This is a genomic window from Trichocoleus sp. ST-U1, assembly GCF_039961835.1.
Lineage (GTDB): Bacteria > Cyanobacteriota > Cyanobacteriia > Cyanobacteriales > FACHB-T130 > FACHB-T130.
On the sequence record NZ_JAMPJZ010000003.1, the window covers coordinates 37,560 to 53,986 of the forward strand.

14 protein-coding genes are annotated in these 16,427 nt (G+C 47.7%); 6 read left to right on the forward strand and 8 right to left on the reverse strand.

All coding sequences use genetic code 11. From position 1 onward, the window contains the following. Window positions 1-53: 53 nt before the first annotated feature. The 6 genes from NDA06_RS02275 to mnmA form a co-directional block, all read right to left on the reverse strand. On the reverse strand, window positions 54-1,076 hold the full coding sequence (locus tag NDA06_RS02275) for a hypothetical protein (protein ID WP_190412960.1): 1,023 nt from the start codon (window positions 1,074-1,076) through the stop codon (window positions 54-56). Between the two features lie 300 nt (window positions 1,077-1,376). Beyond that, entirely contained in the window at window positions 1,377-3,842 is a 2,466-nt protein-coding gene (locus NDA06_RS02280) for a caspase family protein (RefSeq protein ID WP_199323973.1), read from the reverse strand. A 102-nt stretch (window positions 3,843-3,944) separates the two neighbouring features. Beyond that, window positions 3,945-5,159 (reverse strand): sulfate adenylyltransferase, encoded by a 1,215-nt coding sequence (sat, locus tag NDA06_RS02285; RefSeq protein ID WP_190984751.1) that lies wholly within the window; start codon window positions 5,157-5,159, stop codon window positions 3,945-3,947. Between the two features lie 133 nt (window positions 5,160-5,292). Next, a complete protein-coding gene (locus NDA06_RS02290; RefSeq protein WP_190984750.1) occupies window positions 5,293-5,550 on the reverse strand; it encodes a hypothetical protein in 258 nt (85 codons plus the stop codon). A 46-nt stretch (window positions 5,551-5,596) separates the two neighbouring features. Beyond that, window positions 5,597-5,869, reverse strand: coding sequence for a hypothetical protein (locus NDA06_RS02295; RefSeq protein WP_190984749.1), 273 nt, complete (start codon window positions 5,867-5,869; stop codon window positions 5,597-5,599). A gap of 414 nt (window positions 5,870-6,283) precedes the next feature. After that, window positions 6,284-7,339 carry a tRNA 2-thiouridine(34) synthase MnmA gene (gene mnmA / locus NDA06_RS02300; RefSeq protein ID WP_190984748.1) on the reverse strand — a complete coding sequence of 352 codons (1,056 nt, stop codon included), beginning with the start codon at window positions 7,337-7,339 and terminating at the stop codon, window positions 6,284-6,286. Between the two features lie 246 nt (window positions 7,340-7,585). Between mnmA and NDA06_RS02305 the strand changes: the two genes are divergently transcribed. From NDA06_RS02305 to NDA06_RS02315, 3 genes are all read left to right on the forward strand, one after another. Further along, a complete protein-coding gene (locus NDA06_RS02305; RefSeq protein WP_190984747.1) occupies window positions 7,586-8,419 on the forward strand; it encodes a hypothetical protein in 834 nt (277 codons plus the stop codon). A gap of 96 nt (window positions 8,420-8,515) precedes the next feature. After that, window positions 8,516-10,111, forward strand: coding sequence for an NAD(P)H-hydrate dehydratase (locus NDA06_RS02310; protein ID WP_190984746.1), 1,596 nt, complete (start codon window positions 8,516-8,518; stop codon window positions 10,109-10,111). 46 nt (window positions 10,112-10,157) lie between these two features. Beyond that, window positions 10,158-10,643: a gluconokinase gene (locus NDA06_RS02315; RefSeq protein ID WP_190984745.1), complete on the forward strand. Its 486-nt coding sequence runs from the start codon at window positions 10,158-10,160 to the stop codon at window positions 10,641-10,643. Between the two features lie 50 nt (window positions 10,644-10,693). Here NDA06_RS02315 and NDA06_RS02320 read toward each other — a convergent pair whose 3' ends face one another. Both NDA06_RS02320 and NDA06_RS02325 read right to left on the reverse strand, forming a co-directional pair. Beyond that, entirely contained in the window at window positions 10,694-11,296 is a 603-nt protein-coding gene (locus tag NDA06_RS02320) for a hypothetical protein (RefSeq protein ID WP_242030332.1), read from the reverse strand. A gap of 189 nt (window positions 11,297-11,485) precedes the next feature. Next, the gene (locus NDA06_RS02325; protein WP_190984744.1) at window positions 11,486-12,313 is read right to left on the reverse strand and encodes a fasciclin domain-containing protein; all 828 of its coding nucleotides are present in this window, start codon (window positions 12,311-12,313) and stop codon (window positions 11,486-11,488) included. Between the two features lie 698 nt (window positions 12,314-13,011). On the opposite strand from NDA06_RS02325, the gene NDA06_RS02330 reads away from it, so the two are divergent. The 3 genes from NDA06_RS02330 (at window position 13,012) to NDA06_RS02340 (ending at window position 16,322) form a co-directional block, all read left to right on the forward strand. After that, a complete protein-coding gene (locus NDA06_RS02330; RefSeq protein WP_190412970.1) occupies window positions 13,012-13,281 on the forward strand; it encodes a GlsB/YeaQ/YmgE family stress response membrane protein in 270 nt (89 codons plus the stop codon). Between the two features lie 356 nt (window positions 13,282-13,637). Next, window positions 13,638-14,438: a glutathione S-transferase family protein gene (locus NDA06_RS02335; RefSeq protein ID WP_348251672.1), complete on the forward strand. Its 801-nt coding sequence runs from the start codon at window positions 13,638-13,640 to the stop codon at window positions 14,436-14,438. A 144-nt stretch (window positions 14,439-14,582) separates the two neighbouring features. Next, window positions 14,583-16,322, forward strand: a complete 1,740-nt coding sequence (locus tag NDA06_RS02340; protein ID WP_190984743.1) for an ATP-binding protein — start codon at window positions 14,583-14,585, stop codon at window positions 16,320-16,322. Window positions 16,323-16,427: the final 105 nt, after the last annotated feature.

Consider the following 16,427-nt stretch of genomic DNA (forward strand, 5'->3'; position numbering starts at 1 on the left):
TTTATAAAATTAAGTTTTTTATGAATAAACCTATCAATATAAATTAGAAAAATCTACTCATCTACTATTTTTCTAAACATCTCTTCTCCTCGAATTGCGCTAAAAGCTTCATCGGTTTTAGCAATCTCTTTATACATAGGCTCAATATCAATTGCCCATTGTAAGTTTCCGACTGCTAGATTGAGGCGGTATTGCATTGCATAGCAGCGAGCATTGTTATATCGAGCTTCCGAAAAGTTTGGTTCAATCTTAACCGCTAAGTTGTAAGATTGATTTGCCTCTAAATATCGACCTTCAGAAAAGCAAGAGTTGCCTAAAATCAAGTAATCATTGGCATTTAAATCAAGATTTTGATTGACAGATTCTGTTTCTGTCACTCTTTGCTCAGACACTGCATCGTTTGTTTGGGCTACAGGCTCCGATAGGGTATCGGAAAGCAGTTCATGATTGTGATAAGAATGCTCAAAGTTAGAGGTTTCAATTTCTCTATCTATAACGGTCGGAATTTTAACAGCTTGTGCGTACCTAAATTTTGCAATTTCTTGTTGTACACTTTCTTTCTGTTCTTTTAAGTCTTCTAATATAATCTGAGCTTGGGTTAAAATTGTATTTAATTGACTTAAAGTATCCGTTTCCAAAAAATTAGCTTCTTGCGGTAAAGCAGATTGTTCTAATTTTAAATTAGCCTTAGCGGTCTCTTCTATTTGTCTAATAAGTTGTTCTTGTAGCTGCGTGAATTCCTTTTGAGCATCTGAAATTATTTGATTTGTCATACTGCGACGAAGCAGAACTACACTAACAGCGATCGCAATCGGAAACAGCGTCAGAACAAGTACCAAAGTATTGAGCAGCGTAGTGATGCGGCTAAAGGCGCGGTCAACTTCAGCTTGGACGCGATCGCGTATCTCTTTCTCTTGCCGCAGTCGTTCTAGTTCCTCTCGTTCTTGATTCGACAAGGTTGGAGGTGAATTAGGCTGGGGTTGGGCAGTGGTAGCAACGGCAGATACTAGCAGGGAAGAAAGCGCCAGTGCAGGAAGCGCAAGCTTTGCGATCGCAACCAGATTGGGAATTTTCATTTTTCATCCTGTTAGCTTTCAGTCTTAGTATTCCCAATCCGAGCCAAAACTATCAGCCGATGTGCATTTAAATTGCAGATTAGTTGCAGAGGGTTGGAAATGGGGAATGGGTAAAGACTTTTTGAGTTATAACCCTTGACTTCGCTCAATGCCAGGGGTTTGAATTTTGAATTAAAGAATGCTCCTCTCACTCAAAACTCAGACGCGATAAATTGCGTCTCTACAACTCAAAACGCTAATTCCCCCTTCCCAGTCCCAACCCATCGGCACATCTGAAATGTAAAGGTAGGGCGATCGCTTTTAAACCACCTGATAAATAAAGCTGAGTGTTGCCCAGCTTCGCACATCTAGGGCGTAGGAGTCAGAAGAGACAGCAATCGTTTCGGTAGGGACTGAAGCGATCGCTTCGGTTTCCCCTTCATGCCGCTTCCCTAACGTACTCGCCTGATGCAAGTCTTGCAGCACCGCCTGCGCCACACTCAGCGGCTTAAACAACTCGCCCACTCCCTCTCCCTTCAACCCGCGAATTGATGCTACAGCCGCCATCGTCTGGGTAAAGGGTGCCGAGGAGCAAATTAGAAGAGTTTCTTCTAACCCACTAGGACCGTGAATCGTCAATTCAAAAGAGCCAGAAGGTTGTGGCACGATCAGGGTAGCACCCGCCTCGACGACCAGCTCTTTGATCGTTGGTTTCGCATCCGGACTGTCCCCGATTTGGGGAAATTGCAACGGATAGAGAGCAACACCAGCACCGCCGCTATCAACGCCGATAAGCATCAAATAGATCGGGCGATCGCTATAATTTTGGACTCGGTACTGGATGCGGCTACCGATGGGGATGGTGGGGATGCCTCCCTCAGAAGTAATTTTTGAGTTGTCGAGGCGCGATGACTCGCTTCTGGAATTAGAATCCACAACGGCGTCCCCTGTCATCCGCAGCGTTTCTCGGTTTAGCAGCACCTTTTGGTTGGGATAAATCATCTCCAACGTTGCTCTCACTCCCAAGCGGGAAGACCCTTCATTGATCGTCAGACGCAATAATTTCGCTGTCAGCAACGTTTTCAGTTTGGGCACTAACCGATTCACAGCCGCCTTCACCGCCTCACCCGATTCCCCAACGGTATTGGGAATCAAATCCCGACCGAGAGAAAATAACCCATATCCCCCTAGATAATCGGGTGTCTGCGCCTTGCCAAACAAATAATCGGCGGGTTGCTCTCCTGCCGTTACCACGGATGATACAGAGCGAACGCTGGCAAAAGCACTGGTAGCATCCACCCGTTCAATTCTCTCCAGTCCGGCATCTAAGGCAATTGTCAAACCTATATTTTTGGGCAACACCCGGACGGATTCGTGAACCAGTTGCCCCACTTGGAGGCTAGAGAGGCTAGAAGTGTCTGTGCTGCCGATAACTCGCGCCTTGGCGGTGAGACCCTCCTTGGAACGAATGTGGAGTTGCAGTTGAGTCGGAACTGATGAAACTTCACCTGTCACGTTGCTGTCTGGAGTCTGAGCTTCCGACATAGGTAGGGAAGCACTCAGCTGAGAATTCACTCCGTAGTATTCCAAAACGGGTGCAGGTAATCCTGCTAGCCACAGATGTACCGTTTTACCGCCCTCTTCCACCGCTGTAACGACGCCATCCGCGCCAATGCTAATTTCCGGCTGATAGGGTAACAAGGAAGGCTGGTTACTTCTTTGACCGCTTAACTGGGGCTGTTGCTCTTTCCCCACCAGCTGCTCAACGACCCCAGCCGCTCGACTGAAACTGACTTGAACCGTAGTGGGAGGAGTCGCCTGCCAGAGATGTTGCGTCAGGGCATAGGTGAACAATCCAGCGCTGAAACCGCCCCAAGGAGCCTCTGCCGCCAGTTGACTGGGACCAGCCGCTGCCAGCACGATTCCAGGCATCTGACCGGGCTTATACTGCTTGTTGAGCTGTTCCCGCGAAGATTTGAGACGCAGCAGGAGTTGTTCCTGAAAAGCGAGTTCCTCGTCACTCGCTTGCTCTGCTAGCGGTTGTCGGGCAGAACGAATCCGCAAGTTGCCGTGGAGGAGAGTATCGGCGTCAGTGTAACTGGTATCCAGTACCGTTGTGACTTGGTCTGTGGGAAGCGATCGCAACAGCAACAGCAGAGTCTCTTCCAACAAATCATTCGCCGGTGCCCCTTTCGTCAGCAGCACCCCATCTACTGGCACCAAACTATTTTGAGTGTTGAAGACTGTAGGCGTTAGCTGTGCAGTCGCAACCCTTTCCCCGTCCCCAAGGGTAGACTCAGGACTGAGTGAAGATTTATCGGCACCCAAAGTCCTCAGTCCATTCTCCTCAGCCCCGATTCTGACGCGGCTACCGCAGCCGCTGAAGTGGAACAAGACAACATCTCCCGCCGCCGCCTGCTCTGTGAGATGCTCCAGAAAAGCAGTTTCAATATTCTGCCGCGTTGCTTGGCTATCTGTCAGCGTCAGAATATCGCTAGGGTGAAAACCAAAGCGATGAATCAAAAGTTCCCGTTGCAGTTCTACATCTGTGACACAACCTTGGAGAGACGGAAGCGATCGCGTCTCTGTCCCACGCGGATACTGATTAATTCCTACCAGTAGCGCTAACTTCCGCCCACTCGGTTGTGCCAGCGCCTGATAATAGCGATCTAGCAGAGGCACCGCAAAGCTTTGATCTCCCAGTAGAGATAGGGCCGTTTCGCTTACGCCCAGCGCCGCTAGCGCCAACCCCGCCCGTTGCAGAAAACTTCGCCGATTCAATCCCATATCAGCCATTAGCCATTAGCCAGTACTCGATCAGCCTATCAGGGGCTAGGCTTTAGAGAATAGAAAGAATGGCAAATTTTCAAATTTAAGCAGCATCCCCTCTCAAATTTCAAATTTGAAACTTGCAATCTTAAATTTGCTTGCTTCCTCTGGCACCTGCATCGCCCTTGCCAATTCTGCCGCAACTTCTGGACGAGAAAACTCTGGTGGTGGCAATTCACCCCGACGTAGCATTTCTCGCACCTTCGTTCCCGATAGATGAATGCGTTCAGCGGGAGTGCTGGGACTCGTCTTTGTCGTCGCCATTGTCTGCGTGCGCGTGCAGTAGAAGGCGTGTTCAAACTTCATCGGCGTGATGCCCAATTCACCCGGCTCAAACTCATCAAAAATGTGCTGAGCATCGTAAGTTCCATAATAATCGCCGACACCCGCATGGTCGCGTCCAACGATGAAGTGCGTACAGCCGTAATTCTTGCGAAGCAGGGCATGGAAAATTGCCTCTCTAGGGCCAGCGTAGCGCATCGCAGCGGGATTAATTGCCAAAATTACCCGGTCTTGGGGGTAGTAGTGTTCCAGCATAATCTCGTAGCAGCGCATCCGAATCTCTGCCGAGATGTCATCATCTTTAGTGACTCCCACTAAGGGATGCAAGAACAAGCCATCTACGGTTTCTAAAGCGCACTTTTGGATATATTCATGCGCCCGGTGGATGGGGTTGCGAGTTTGGAAGCCGACAATCGTTTTCCATCCCCTTTCTTTGAACATGGCGCGAGATTGAGCGGGATCGATCTGGTAATTAGGGAATAAAGGATGAGAGTCGCGTTGCAACAGCCAAACTGAACCCGCGAGATTTATTTCCCCTTGTTTGTAGACAACCTTAACGCCTGGGTGCTTTTCATCGTGGGTACGATAAACATTCACCGCCTCGCGGGTTTTGTCGTAGCGATACTTTTGTGTGAGTTCCATGACACCCACAAATCTACCAGTCGGGTCATCCAGACGCACCAAACCGCCTTCTTTGAGATTCGCCGCAACCGACTCATCCACCGAAAGCGTGACGGGAATTGCCCACGGTAGCCCATTGGCAAGCCGCATTTCAGTCACTACGCGATCGTAGTCTGCCTGTTCCATAAAGCCAGTCAGCGGACTAAATCCACCAATGGCAATCAACTCTAAATCCGATGTTGCTCGTTCGTCGAGTTGCACTCTGGGCAGAAAGTCGGCTTTATCGAGAAATACTTGTCGTTGTTCTGGTGTTGCGATGCGATTAATTAGCTGACCGCCGTGAGGTGCTATGCCGTCTGGACGCTGACTCATATCGAATTGTTAATTTTAGCTGCAAAAAACATCGTACCAATATATAGAACCGGACGGTGAAAAACCTAACCCCCCAGTTCCCTTCTCTTGGGGTTAAAGAGAATCGATTTTTCAACTAACGTGTTTGCGCTCATTATGCGATCGCTTCCCATTCATCCCAGGTAACTTGAAACTCTTTATAGACTTGTTCCATCGCTAACTCCTCTGTTTCAAAGTAACCTTCTTCGGAAGCTCCCCACTCCTGCGATATTTGAAAGAGATAGAAACCAGAGTCAGGTGTGTATTGCACAATTCTAATTTCTTGAGGTGGAGATAGCTCTATTTTTTCCCCATTTACATAGCGATACCGACGCACGACTCTGGTAGATGTATGTTGCGAACTTAGAAACACACGATGCTTTAAGATGGGCAATCGTTGTTTGAATAATTCGAGTAGCTCAAAAAAAAACATCTAGAGCTTTGGCTTCGTCTCCAAGTTCTTGCAAAATAATGTTATTCCATCCTGCTGTTGATGATTCCCAATTGTAATATCTAGCAATCCAATCATGAAATTTTCCAAATGGAGGAATTTCTTCTAGAATAGCAACATTATTTGTTTGTCTAGCAAAATAGTACCCGGAAATAAATGCCTTTAATAAGGTAATAGACTTCTTTCCCAAGTACATACCAGGTCTAGGTTTTATTCTTTCCAAAAGCTCATAGATAGGCATTTTTGAAGGGATATAAAGGTACCAGACAGTATCTTGCTTTACCTAGAAACAGGACAGAATTTTGAATTCAACCGTTTTCAAGAGTCGATGCAGGAAATGTATAACATTACGGCACGGATAGGATAATATAATTAGCTTCTATTCTGCGGCTGCAAGAGATGCCTCGGATAACTTTTTGGTGCTGTTTGAATAATTTTAGAATCTGTAATGGCTTCACTTATGCAGTTTTAAGCTAGGAAATTCTCTGAATTGGATTTACATTTATCCCAAAAATAACACCTCTTTAGCTGATTGAACAGCAATAAAAAAGAGGCAAAATATTTTAGCTTTGCCTCTAAATAAATTGTCTATTTCTTGTAGAGTACGCTAAGTATAATTTCCTTTGCGTATCTTGGCGCTCCTTTGGTTTCTTAATTACTCAAACCTGTCGATAATGCCACCGCCGAGTACGATATCTCCATCGTACAAAACCGCAGCTTGTCCAGGGGTAATCCCGAACTGAGGTTCATCGAAGACAAGCTTGATGCGCGAATCTTCCAGGGGAATTACGCTGACTGGAACTGCCTTTGAACGATAGCGGACTTGCACTTCGGCGCGGATGGGACTAGTGGGTTCGGGAATTGAAACCCAGTTTAACCGCGCTGCGGTGCATTCAGGCTTATGAGTGCTAGCGCGATCGCCTACAATCACTCGATTCCGTACCGCATCCAACGCCACCACATACAGCGGTTCCGCCGCCGCAACACCAATTCCCTTCCGCTGTCCAATGGTGTAGTGATGGATACCCGTATGCTGACCCAACACCTTCCCGGACTGGTCAACAATGTCCCCCGTCTGCTGAGAAATGTACTTGTCTAGAAACGTCTGCATGGAACCGTGGGATTCAACCAAACACAAATCCATACTTTCTGGCTTATCAGCGGTTTTTAAGCCGAATTCTGCGGCGATACGCCGAGTTTCTGTCTTGTGTAGTTCTCCCAACGGAAACATCGATCCCGCTAGCATTTCTTGGCTCAAATCGTACAAAAAGTACGACTGATCCTTAGATAAATCTACAGCCCGACGTAGCTGATAACGTCCCGTTTCTGCGTCATACCCGATCCGCGCATAATGACCCGTGGCAATTTTATCAATCCCCAACTCTTCAGAGGCATAGCGCAGCATCGGGCCAAATTTCACCGCCTTATTACACTGAGAACAAGGCAACGGAGTAATCCCCGATTCGTATCCGGCAACCAAGTAATCGACAATATTTTCCTGAAAAACATCCCGGCTATCAACAATGTGATGGGGAATACTCAACTGTTCGCAAAGAGAAGCCGCATCGACCATTCCCTCAGAACAGCATTGACCTTTACCCTTCATTAGCCAGAGGGTAAGACCAACAACTTCATATCCTTGATGATGGAGGGTGGCAGCTGCGACGGAACTATCAACTCCACCGGAGAGGCCGACGACGACTTTATTCATAGAACGAAAAAGTGAATTACTGAATTATCAGTTTTTTCTTTTCTAGACTAACACTTTGATAATCGTCATTCGTCTAGAGTGATTAGTCCTTTGTCTGTAGGCGTTGTCAGGTTAAAACGTTCCAACCTGACAATATTCCAACGTTTTAATCACTAATGATGAAGGACTGATGACTAATTATGCTAGATTGACTACAAATTTTGTCCGCACAATTCCTGGAAGATCGCCGAGGAGAGCTGATTTTAAATGAGGAGCAATCAGCAGCGTTTACTCACTCATGGCAACAGAGAAAGAAAAACCTGTTGGCTGTTGTCCCTTGCCTCGTGCTTGTTCTGGGGTGGATATTTGCTCATTCCACACCCAATTCCAGCAGCAGCCAGACCTCTCCCTACACCACCTGATGTGCTTCCTGGCTTACCTACATCACCAAATACTCCGCCAGCGTTTCCTCAAGATACTTTGCCCTCGATTTCACCGAATCCTTCGGGCAGGCGTGAGATTGAATTTCAGGCACCACCAATTACACCTAGCAGAAGGACACCCAGCAGAAGTAGAGATGAGAATTCTCCCCCGGTGCGTCGGAATTCTCGTCTCTTTGGGGTTTTTATTAATGGGGATAGCCCGCTGTTGTTAGCCCAAGTCCGAAAAATAGAACCCGAAGCTTTTGTGCGGTACGGCGGGGGTGTAATCCAAGCGGGAGTATTTGCTGATGAAGTTAAAGCCCAGCAGCGGATTCGGGATCTGGAAGAATGGGGCATTCGGGCGAAAATTAGCGCTTATTCTGAGGAGAATTTTGATGCTGATGCAGAGAATTTCGATTCTCGTCCAGTCACCCGTAGGGAAGAAGTGGAGGAAGTTACCTATTTCGTTGTGATTCCAGGGAGTCAGGAGTATTTACCTGACATTGCTGCCCACATGATCCGGCTGGGGTTCTCCGAAGATGCGGTGTTTCAAAGAGAGGTACCACGCGGACCCCACGTTGCGGTCGGCCCTTTTGAGAATCAGTCACAAGCAGAACGCTGGAGTCGCTTTCTTCGGTCTAATGGTATGGATGCGCGGGTTGTTTATTTCGGTCAATAGCGCGCCCCTGCGTAGGGGCGGGAAGACCTTGCCCGTGCTTATGCTGAATAAGATAAAACTTAGAACTCGCAGGAATCAGCACTGAAATTGGCACAGATGCAACAAAGGCAGGAAAAGATTCAGCAAATGGTGGTGACTGCCCAGCAGATGCGCGAGATTGAAGAGCGTATCTTTACTGCTGGAATGCCGGTGGCGGCTTTGATGGAAAAGGTGGGGGGACTGATTGCTAGTCGAGTTCAAGCGCTTTATCCTTGTTTCCCCGCCTCATTCCCCCCATTGACGGGGGGAGGTAAGAAGGGACTGCGTGTAGGCGTTTTGGTAGGGCCAGGTCACAATGGGGGCGATGGGTTGGTGGTCGCCCGTGAGTTGCATTTTCAGGGTTATGAAGTTGTTATCTATCGTCCGATTGCCAAGCTGAAAGAATTAACTTCGCAACACGCCCAGTATGCTGAGAGTTTGGGCATTCCCTGTTTTGAGGAGATTGAGCCGTTGCAAGGGTGCGATCTAATTATTGATGGTTTGTTTGGGTTTGGGTTAGAAAGAGCGATCGCAGAACCGATATTTTCTGCAATTCATCAACTTAATCAGTGGTCTAAGCCAGTCATTAGTATCGATTTGCCTTCCGGTTTGCACACCGATACTGGGGAAGTTCTGGGAACGGCGGTTCGTGCAACTCACACGTTTTGCTTGGGCTTGTGGAAATTGGCATTTCTGCAAGATCAAGCGTTGGAATCTGTCGGAAAAGCTGAACTGATTGATTTTGGTATCCCGGTGGCGGATATCTCGGCGGTACTGGGCGAAACGCCCAACATTCAGCGGGTGACACCGGCAGTTGCGATCGCGCATCTTCCCATTCCTCGCCCCGCAGTAACTCACAAGTACAAACAAGGACATTTGCTGTTGATTTGCGGTTCTCGCAAGTATGCGGGAGGGGCAATTTTATCCGGTTTGGGAGCCAGATCCAGTGGCGTCGGGATGCTCTCAATTGCAGTGCCAGAATCGCTGAAACCTTTGCTGGTAGCTCAGTTGCCGGAAGCACTGATTATCGGTTGTCCAGAAACGGAGACAGGTGCGATCGCATCTTTGCCAGAAGAAATTGATTTGAGTTCGTATAATGCGATCGCTTGCGGTCCCGGTTTGACAAAAGATGCCACGTCAGTCGTCGAAAAAGTATTAGAAAGCCATTTGCCGATTGTTTTAGATGCTGATGGCTTAAATATCCTCGCCCAATTAAATACAATTTCAACCCTATCTAAACGACAAGCACCCACTGTTCTCACGCCTCATACAGGTGAGTTTAAGCGTTTGTTTCCAGATGCACCCGATGCCACGAAAGATCGGGTAAGTGCAGTTCGGGAAGCATCCCAGCAGAGTGGGGCAGTGGTACTCCTGAAGGGGGCAAGGACTGCGATCTGCCATCCTGGTGGCTCAGTATGGATTGTTCCCGAAAGCACTCCCGCTTTAGCCCGTGGCGGTAGTGGAGATGTGCTAACGGGGCTAATGGGTGGATTGGTCGCAACGGCATCTCAGCAAGAGTTACCCATCGCAGAGATGGTGCAAAGTGCGGCTTGGTGGCACGCTCAAGCGGGAATTTTGGCAGCCGAGGAGCAGACTGAGTTAGGAGTTGATGCGTATACTTTGACACAGTATTTGATGGCAGTCGTGCGATCGCATAGTAGATCGTCCCGTTGAGCGCGATCGCACTGTAAAATCCCTGAATCCGGCTGATTGAGGAAAGATGATTATTCTCGTTATGGGCGTATCTGGTAGCGGCAAATCTACCGTCGCCCAGCTACTCGGACAAGAACTAAACTGGGATTTTAGCGACGCCGACTGCTTCCACACGATCGCTAATATTGAAAAGATGAGCCGTGGCATTCCCCTCACCGATGCCGACCGAATGCCGTGGTTGCAGGCAATGCAACACGCCATCGACCAATGGCTACAGGAAGGCAAGAATCAGGTACTCGCGTGTTCTGCCTTAAAAGAATCCTATCGTCAGATGCTGTGGCGAGATCCCCAACAGATGCGACTTGTTTATCTCAAAGGGAGTTTCGAGGCGATCGCGCAACGGCTGGAAGCACGTCAAAGCCACTTTATGACCAAAACACTCCTGCAAAGCCAGTTTGACACTCTTGAAGAACCACAGAATGCCCTTTGGGTGGATGTTTCCGAGCCGCTAGACGTAATCGTGCAGCAGATTCGCAAACGTCTAGAAATCTAAAACGAGCGATCGCATATCATTTCAAATCCACTGTCTCACCACAGGCAATCCTAAAATCTCAAACCCACACCACCCTGCACTGAAACAGCAGTACCACCGCCATCGCGGTAGGCATCAAAAGCAATAATCGCATTGCCAAAAAGAACAGCATTGCTGTTGGGAACGACGTAATCAATCCCCGGTTGAATCGCAAAACTGGTTTTATCCCCTACCGGCGAAGGCGTCCGATTCCCACTGCCAAAAGCAACGCCTGCACCCACATAGACATCTGTTTGCCAGTTGAGGGGGATATCATAGGAAATCGTTGGCACAACCGCGGGACTCGCCCCAATTAGCGCTTGTGCCCTTAAGGAAAGGGGAGCTTGCAGGAGTTTGTAGCGTACAGCAACCACCCCACCGATTTGGCGACCTTCTCCAAAATCATTATCATTAATCCCCACCGTAGCACCAACACCCACATAGCTGCCGTATGCTGCTTGAGCCGATGCTGGCTGACAAAAAGCAAACCCTATCTTACCGGAAGTCGAATCGGTTACGGGAAGCAAAAAGTAAAACGCAAAAAATAAAAAGTAAAAAAGGCTTTTTTTTACCTTTTTCCTGTCACCTTCTAAGGCGACTCCTTCTTGCAGAAATAAATCCTTGAAACGCTCCATTTCCCCACTCCTCAGCGCCCATGAAGCAAAATGCTCCATGTTTGTGTCGATTGTATTCTAATTTATCCTGAATTTCCTCAGTACCAAATTATTCATAGCCAGAGATAAAAAACACCGCCCCAAGCTTTTTCGGAACGGTGTTTATTCTTTTGAAACGTTAGCGTTACAAACGATGACTCTGTTTCACATCTACTTGGTCGGCATCGGTGGCATAATCACCTTGTCAATCGCATGAATGATGCCATTAGTGGCTTCGATGTTAGCCTGAGAGACATTGGCGTTGCTCACCATCACGCCATCGTTTCCAACCTTAACGGTGACTGGGCTGCCTTCAACTGTCGTCACTTCTCCAGATTTCAACTGGGAAGAACTCACTTTGCCGGGAATGACGTGGTAGGTCAAAATCTGAACCAGCATCGCTTTATTTTCTGGTTGCAGTAACTTTTCGACAGTGCCTTCGGGTAAAGCTGCAAATGCTGCATCAGTCGGTGCAAAAACCGTGAACGGTCCTTGTTGTTCGAGGGTTTCGGTCAAACCTGCGGCTTCCAAAGCAGCAGTCAGAATTTTGAATGAACCATTTTGGGCAGCAAGCGCAACCAAGTTGCTACTTGAAGGCATCGTCCCTTGTGTAGCAGCCGGGTCAGGACCTTCGCCGGGGGCTGGCATCATCCCTTCTGTGGCAGGGGGCTGAGTGCTGTTGCTGGGGGATTGCATCATCCCTTCTGTAGCAGGGGGCTGAGTGCTGTTGCTGGGGGATTGCATCATCCGGTCGGTCGAAGACGGCTTCGGCTGAGCGCCTTGGCTAGGGATAGCGGTAGGGGATGGTACAGTTCTTGGGGTTGACTGAGCGCTGCGATCGCGATTGTAGGGCGGCTTGCTGAAAACGTCTGATTGAAGAATTTCAGGGTTGGGATTCACCTGGGCACCAGCTGGCAGACCCATAAGGGTACTAGCACCGATAACTCCCATCAGGCTAGCCAGTTGTTTAATCAAACTGTTGCGTTTTTGATTGGTCATTGCTAAGGGTTTCCCTAAAAACTTAGACTTAGTTAAGTTCACATTTTGTTACATATGTTTACCTCTGCCTAAAGTGTGAGTTCCTCTGCCAACCGATGGGGAAACCGGGACAACACAGGGGGATTGAACAATCTAAGTAGCTAAATAGGCGAAAAGGTGCAACTTATTTCTTATTAAGAATGTCAGCGTTAGCTTTCTTCGTGGCGGCTTGTTAAGAGTTAGAGGTTGCAAGGCGGCTGGTATGCTCTTCAGACTAAAAGGAGAATTTTGTTGCGATCGCGCCTACGTTTACCTACGCTCATCTAGGCAGAAACCATTCCTGTCTCGGAGCGATTCCGACTTTTCTCCCTCCTGCCTACTTTCTGTTAGGGGAGTAAAAAGTTCGCGCGTCTGACTAAATAAAGCTTTGTTCTCCGCTTTGCTGAGGCTAGCACCGCCCTCTCCACTGGGCGAGTTGAGTCATGATTGCCGTTTCTGGCTTCAACCGCCCTCAGTCAGCCAAAATTTATTGCAATCGAGTTAATTAACTGGAAATACTACTTCTTTATATATAAACAAACTTAAGCAATAGCTTCATTATCTATGCCTTTTGATTATACCCTCTGATAGAGGTGGACAATTAAGCCAGCTTGTTATTCTAATAACAACAAAAAGATAACAACATCAACAAAAAACATTAATAAGAACGGAGCAAAAAAATGGGAATTATTGCTTGGATTGTTTTAGGTCTGATTGCAGGTGCGATTGCTAAAGCTATTTATCCCGGTCATCAAGGCGGCGGTATCCTCGCCACAATGGTATTAGGTATTTTAGGTGCCTTGGTTGGTGGTTATTTAGGACAAGTTTTACTGGGGTCATCGGGAGGCGCAGCCTACGGAGCGTTGACAGTACCGAGTATTGCTTTTGCTGTTCTAGGCGCAATGGTTCTGCTATTCCTGTGGGGCTTGTTAACTCGCCAGAGAGCTTAATTAAGGGTTCCCTTTTATTACCATCTAGCATTTAGAAAGCACCCCCAGCTTAGCCTGGGGTATTTTTATTGGGTCTATTTTGTGTTACAGCCGTCGTTATTTGGCTGCATTTAATAGAGCCGATTCGATCATTTTTCATTAAGAATAGAAATAAAGCCATTTGAACTAATTTTTTAATTTGGTAAAATTGTAATTTTCCAAGTTAGATTTTTTATCAGTAAAAATAAGTAATTCAATAAGTGTAACTGCCCAAAAACAATAACTTTTGCTTTTAGTTCCAGCGATGCAAATAATAACAATAGTAGGCTAAAAACGTTAGATTAACAGTGTTACTTAAAAATAGAAGGAGATAAAAAATGCTGGAGTTGTACCAATTTGAGCTATCCCACTACTCCGAAAAAGTGCGACTGCTGCTGGATTATAAAGGTCTGCCCTACCGCAAAATCGAGGTGACGCCAGGAGTGGGACAGGTAGAATTGTTCCGGATGTCTGGTCAACGACAGGTACCCGTCCTGAAGGATGGCAATACAGTAATTGCTGATTCGACAGCGATCGCTAAGTACCTCGATAAGCAATATCCCGACCGCCCCCTGATCCCAATTGACCCAAAACAAAAGGGACTGTGCTTACTGATCGAAGCCTGGGCAGATGAATCTATTGGTTCCAAAAGTCGTAAGGTGTTGTTTGGGGCACTCAGCCAAAATCAGAACTTCCGCACCTCGATTTTACCCAGCAATACGCCAGATGCTCTCAAGACTCTCGTGGGGGCACTGCCTGGTGAAGTGCTGAATCTCCTGGGTCTTGGCGTCGGATACGGCCCCGATGCCGTACAAGCGGCGACAGAGGATCTTCAGCAAGACCTAGAGAGCCTATCCCTGCTACTATTGGAAAGCCCTTACTTAGTCGGCGACTATCCAACCTTGGCAGATTTTGCCGTCGCTGGGCTAAGTATGCTGATTAAATTTCCCTCTGGCCCCTATCTTGACCTTCCCGAAACCCTTAGAGGCAAAGGAATCCCTGGTTTGGCTGACCGTAGCGCTTACGAGACATTTTTCAACTGGCGCGATCGCCTTTATGCCGATTATCGCAAACCCCTAAGTGCCAACACAACCGCCGGAGCCACAGGCTCAACGCCAACATCAATTGAGATAGATTAGGCAATCCATTTGAGATTTTAGATTTTGGATTGGTTGAAAAATCCAAAATCTAAGATTGAGCGAATAGTTAGGCTCCGAGAATTAGGGTAAACTTTGGATGCCTAAGTGTTCTGAAGCAACACTAAAAAGACTCCAGAAGCGATTATGGAAATGCCATTAGGGTCGGTAATTCAAGGCTCCCTCAGTCAGGGACTAGAAGTAAGACTACATCCCGATATTTCTGTAGAGGATATGCGGGTTGGCAAATTTCTGGTAGTCAAAGGTGCCCGTTCAGATTTCTTCTGTATGCTCACAGACGTTTCGCTGGGCACCTCCAGTCAGCGAATTGTTGCCAACCCTCCCAGTCCAGAGGACACTTTTTTGCAAGCGGTTCTAGCAGGGAGTGGCACCTATGGCACCATCAATCTGACGCCGATGTTAATGCTGACACGAGAAGCAACAAAGTCAGTAGGCGCTTATGTGGTGGGTGCCGAAAATCCTAACTCCAACGGCAAATCCAACGGTGCAACTCTGGGATCGTTTCAACTACAAAGCAGTGCTGATAGTGAGATGGAGTTGATGCCCGTTAAGACCATTCCCAGTCATTTCAGCCAGGTTTATGATGCGACGGAACGCGATTTCCGCGCCGTCTTCGGTTGGGAAGATGACCCCACTCGGTGCAACTTCGCCATCGGTCAACCTTTGGATATGGATGTGCCCGTATGTCTGGATTTACACCGATTCGTGGAACGCAGCAACGGCGTTTTCGGGAAATCTGGCACCGGCAAATCCTTTCTCACCCGCTTACTCTTATCTGGCATCATCCGCAGGCAGGCAGCGGTCAATTTAATTTTTGATATGCACTCGGAATATGGCTGGGAAGCTGTCCGCGAAGGCAAACACTTCAGCACTGTCAAAGGCTTGCGGCAGCTATTCCCAGGACAGGTGCAAATTTACACCCTTGACCCCCAATCTACCAAGCGGCGCGGGGTGCGTGACTCTCAGGAACTGTACCTCAGCTACGACCAAATCGAAGTCCAAGACATCATGCTGGTGCGGAATGAGTTAGGTCTTTCCGAAGCAGCTTTGGACAATGCCAATATTCTGCACGCCGAGTTTGGCAACTCCTGGATTGTCCAACTGTTGAATATGACCAACGAGGAAATCCAGCTGTTCTGCGAGGAGAAGAAGGGTCATAAGGGTTCAATTATGGCGTTGCAGCGTAAGCTGATGCGCCTGGAAAATCTCAAATATCTGCGAACTGCCTGTCCCCACAACTACGTTAATCAAATTTTGCAATGCCTCGATGCAGGTCAGCACGTGGTGATTGAGTTTGGTTCTCAGTCAGATATGCTCTCCTATATGCTGGTGACAAATATGATCACCCGCCGCATTCACAAAGCTTATGTAAGCAAGTCTGAATTGTTTTTGCAGACCAAGAACCCGATCGATCGTCCTCAGCAGCTAGTCATTACGATAGAAGAAGCCCACCGCTTCCTTGACTCCGCCATCGTGCAAAGTACCATTTTTGGTACGATTGCCCGCGAGATGCGAAAATACTTTGTCACCCTTCTGGTGGTAGATCAGCGTCCCTCTGGAATTGATAATGAGGTGATGTCCCAGATTGGTACCCGCATCACGGCTTTGCTAAACGATGACAAAGACATCGACGCTATTTTTACTGGCGTCTCTGGCGGGATGAGTCTGCGTTCCGTTCTGGCAAAGCTGGATTCTAAGCAACAAGCTTTAATTTTGGGTCACGCGGTTCCAATGCCTGTGGTGGTAAGGACTCGTCCTTACGATGAAACGTTCTACAGAGAAATTGGCGATACTTGCTGGGAAGAGATGCCAGACGATGAAGTGTTCGCTGCGGCTGAAGCCGCTAAAGCTGATATTGGTTTTTGATCGTGGTTTTTAATCCGTAGTCAATAGTCATTGGATTATTGACTACGGACTTCTAGGCAAAAATAGTTCGGTTATCCCACAACGACTAGAGTACCCGTTGAAGGG

Excerpts from the sequence above, each read along its gene's own strand:
- NDA06_RS02340 (WP_190984743.1), top strand. The coding sequence starts at position 14,583 with ATGGAAATGCCATTAGGGTCGGTAATTCAAGGCTCCCTCAGTCAGGGA.
- mnmA (WP_190984748.1), bottom strand. The coding sequence starts at position 7,339 with ATGAATAAAGTCGTCGTCGGCCTCTCCGGTGGAGTTGATAGTTCCGTC.
- NDA06_RS02325 (WP_190984744.1), bottom strand. The coding sequence starts at position 12,313 with ATGACCAATCAAAAACGCAACAGTTTGATTAAACAACTGGCTAGCCTG.
- NDA06_RS02280 (WP_199323973.1), bottom strand. The coding sequence starts at position 3,842 with ATGGGATTGAATCGGCGAAGTTTTCTGCAACGGGCGGGGTTGGCGCTA.
- NDA06_RS02310 (WP_190984746.1), top strand. The coding sequence starts at position 8,516 with ATGCAACAAAGGCAGGAAAAGATTCAGCAAATGGTGGTGACTGCCCAG.
- NDA06_RS02275 (WP_190412960.1), bottom strand. The coding sequence starts at position 1,076 with ATGAAAATTCCCAATCTGGTTGCGATCGCAAAGCTTGCGCTTCCTGCA.
- NDA06_RS02315 (WP_190984745.1), top strand. The coding sequence starts at position 10,158 with ATGATTATTCTCGTTATGGGCGTATCTGGTAGCGGCAAATCTACCGTC.
- NDA06_RS02295 (WP_190984749.1), bottom strand. The coding sequence starts at position 5,869 with ATGCCTATCTATGAGCTTTTGGAAAGAATAAAACCTAGACCTGGTATG.
- NDA06_RS02335 (WP_348251672.1), top strand. The coding sequence starts at position 13,638 with ATGCTGGAGTTGTACCAATTTGAGCTATCCCACTACTCCGAAAAAGTG.
- NDA06_RS02305 (WP_190984747.1), top strand. The coding sequence starts at position 7,586 with ATGAGGAGCAATCAGCAGCGTTTACTCACTCATGGCAACAGAGAAAGA.
- NDA06_RS02320 (WP_242030332.1), bottom strand. The coding sequence starts at position 11,296 with ATGGAGCGTTTCAAGGATTTATTTCTGCAAGAAGGAGTCGCCTTAGAA.
- NDA06_RS02330 (WP_190412970.1), top strand. The coding sequence starts at position 13,012 with ATGGGAATTATTGCTTGGATTGTTTTAGGTCTGATTGCAGGTGCGATT.
- sat (WP_190984751.1), bottom strand. The coding sequence starts at position 5,159 with ATGAGTCAGCGTCCAGACGGCATAGCACCTCACGGCGGTCAGCTAATT.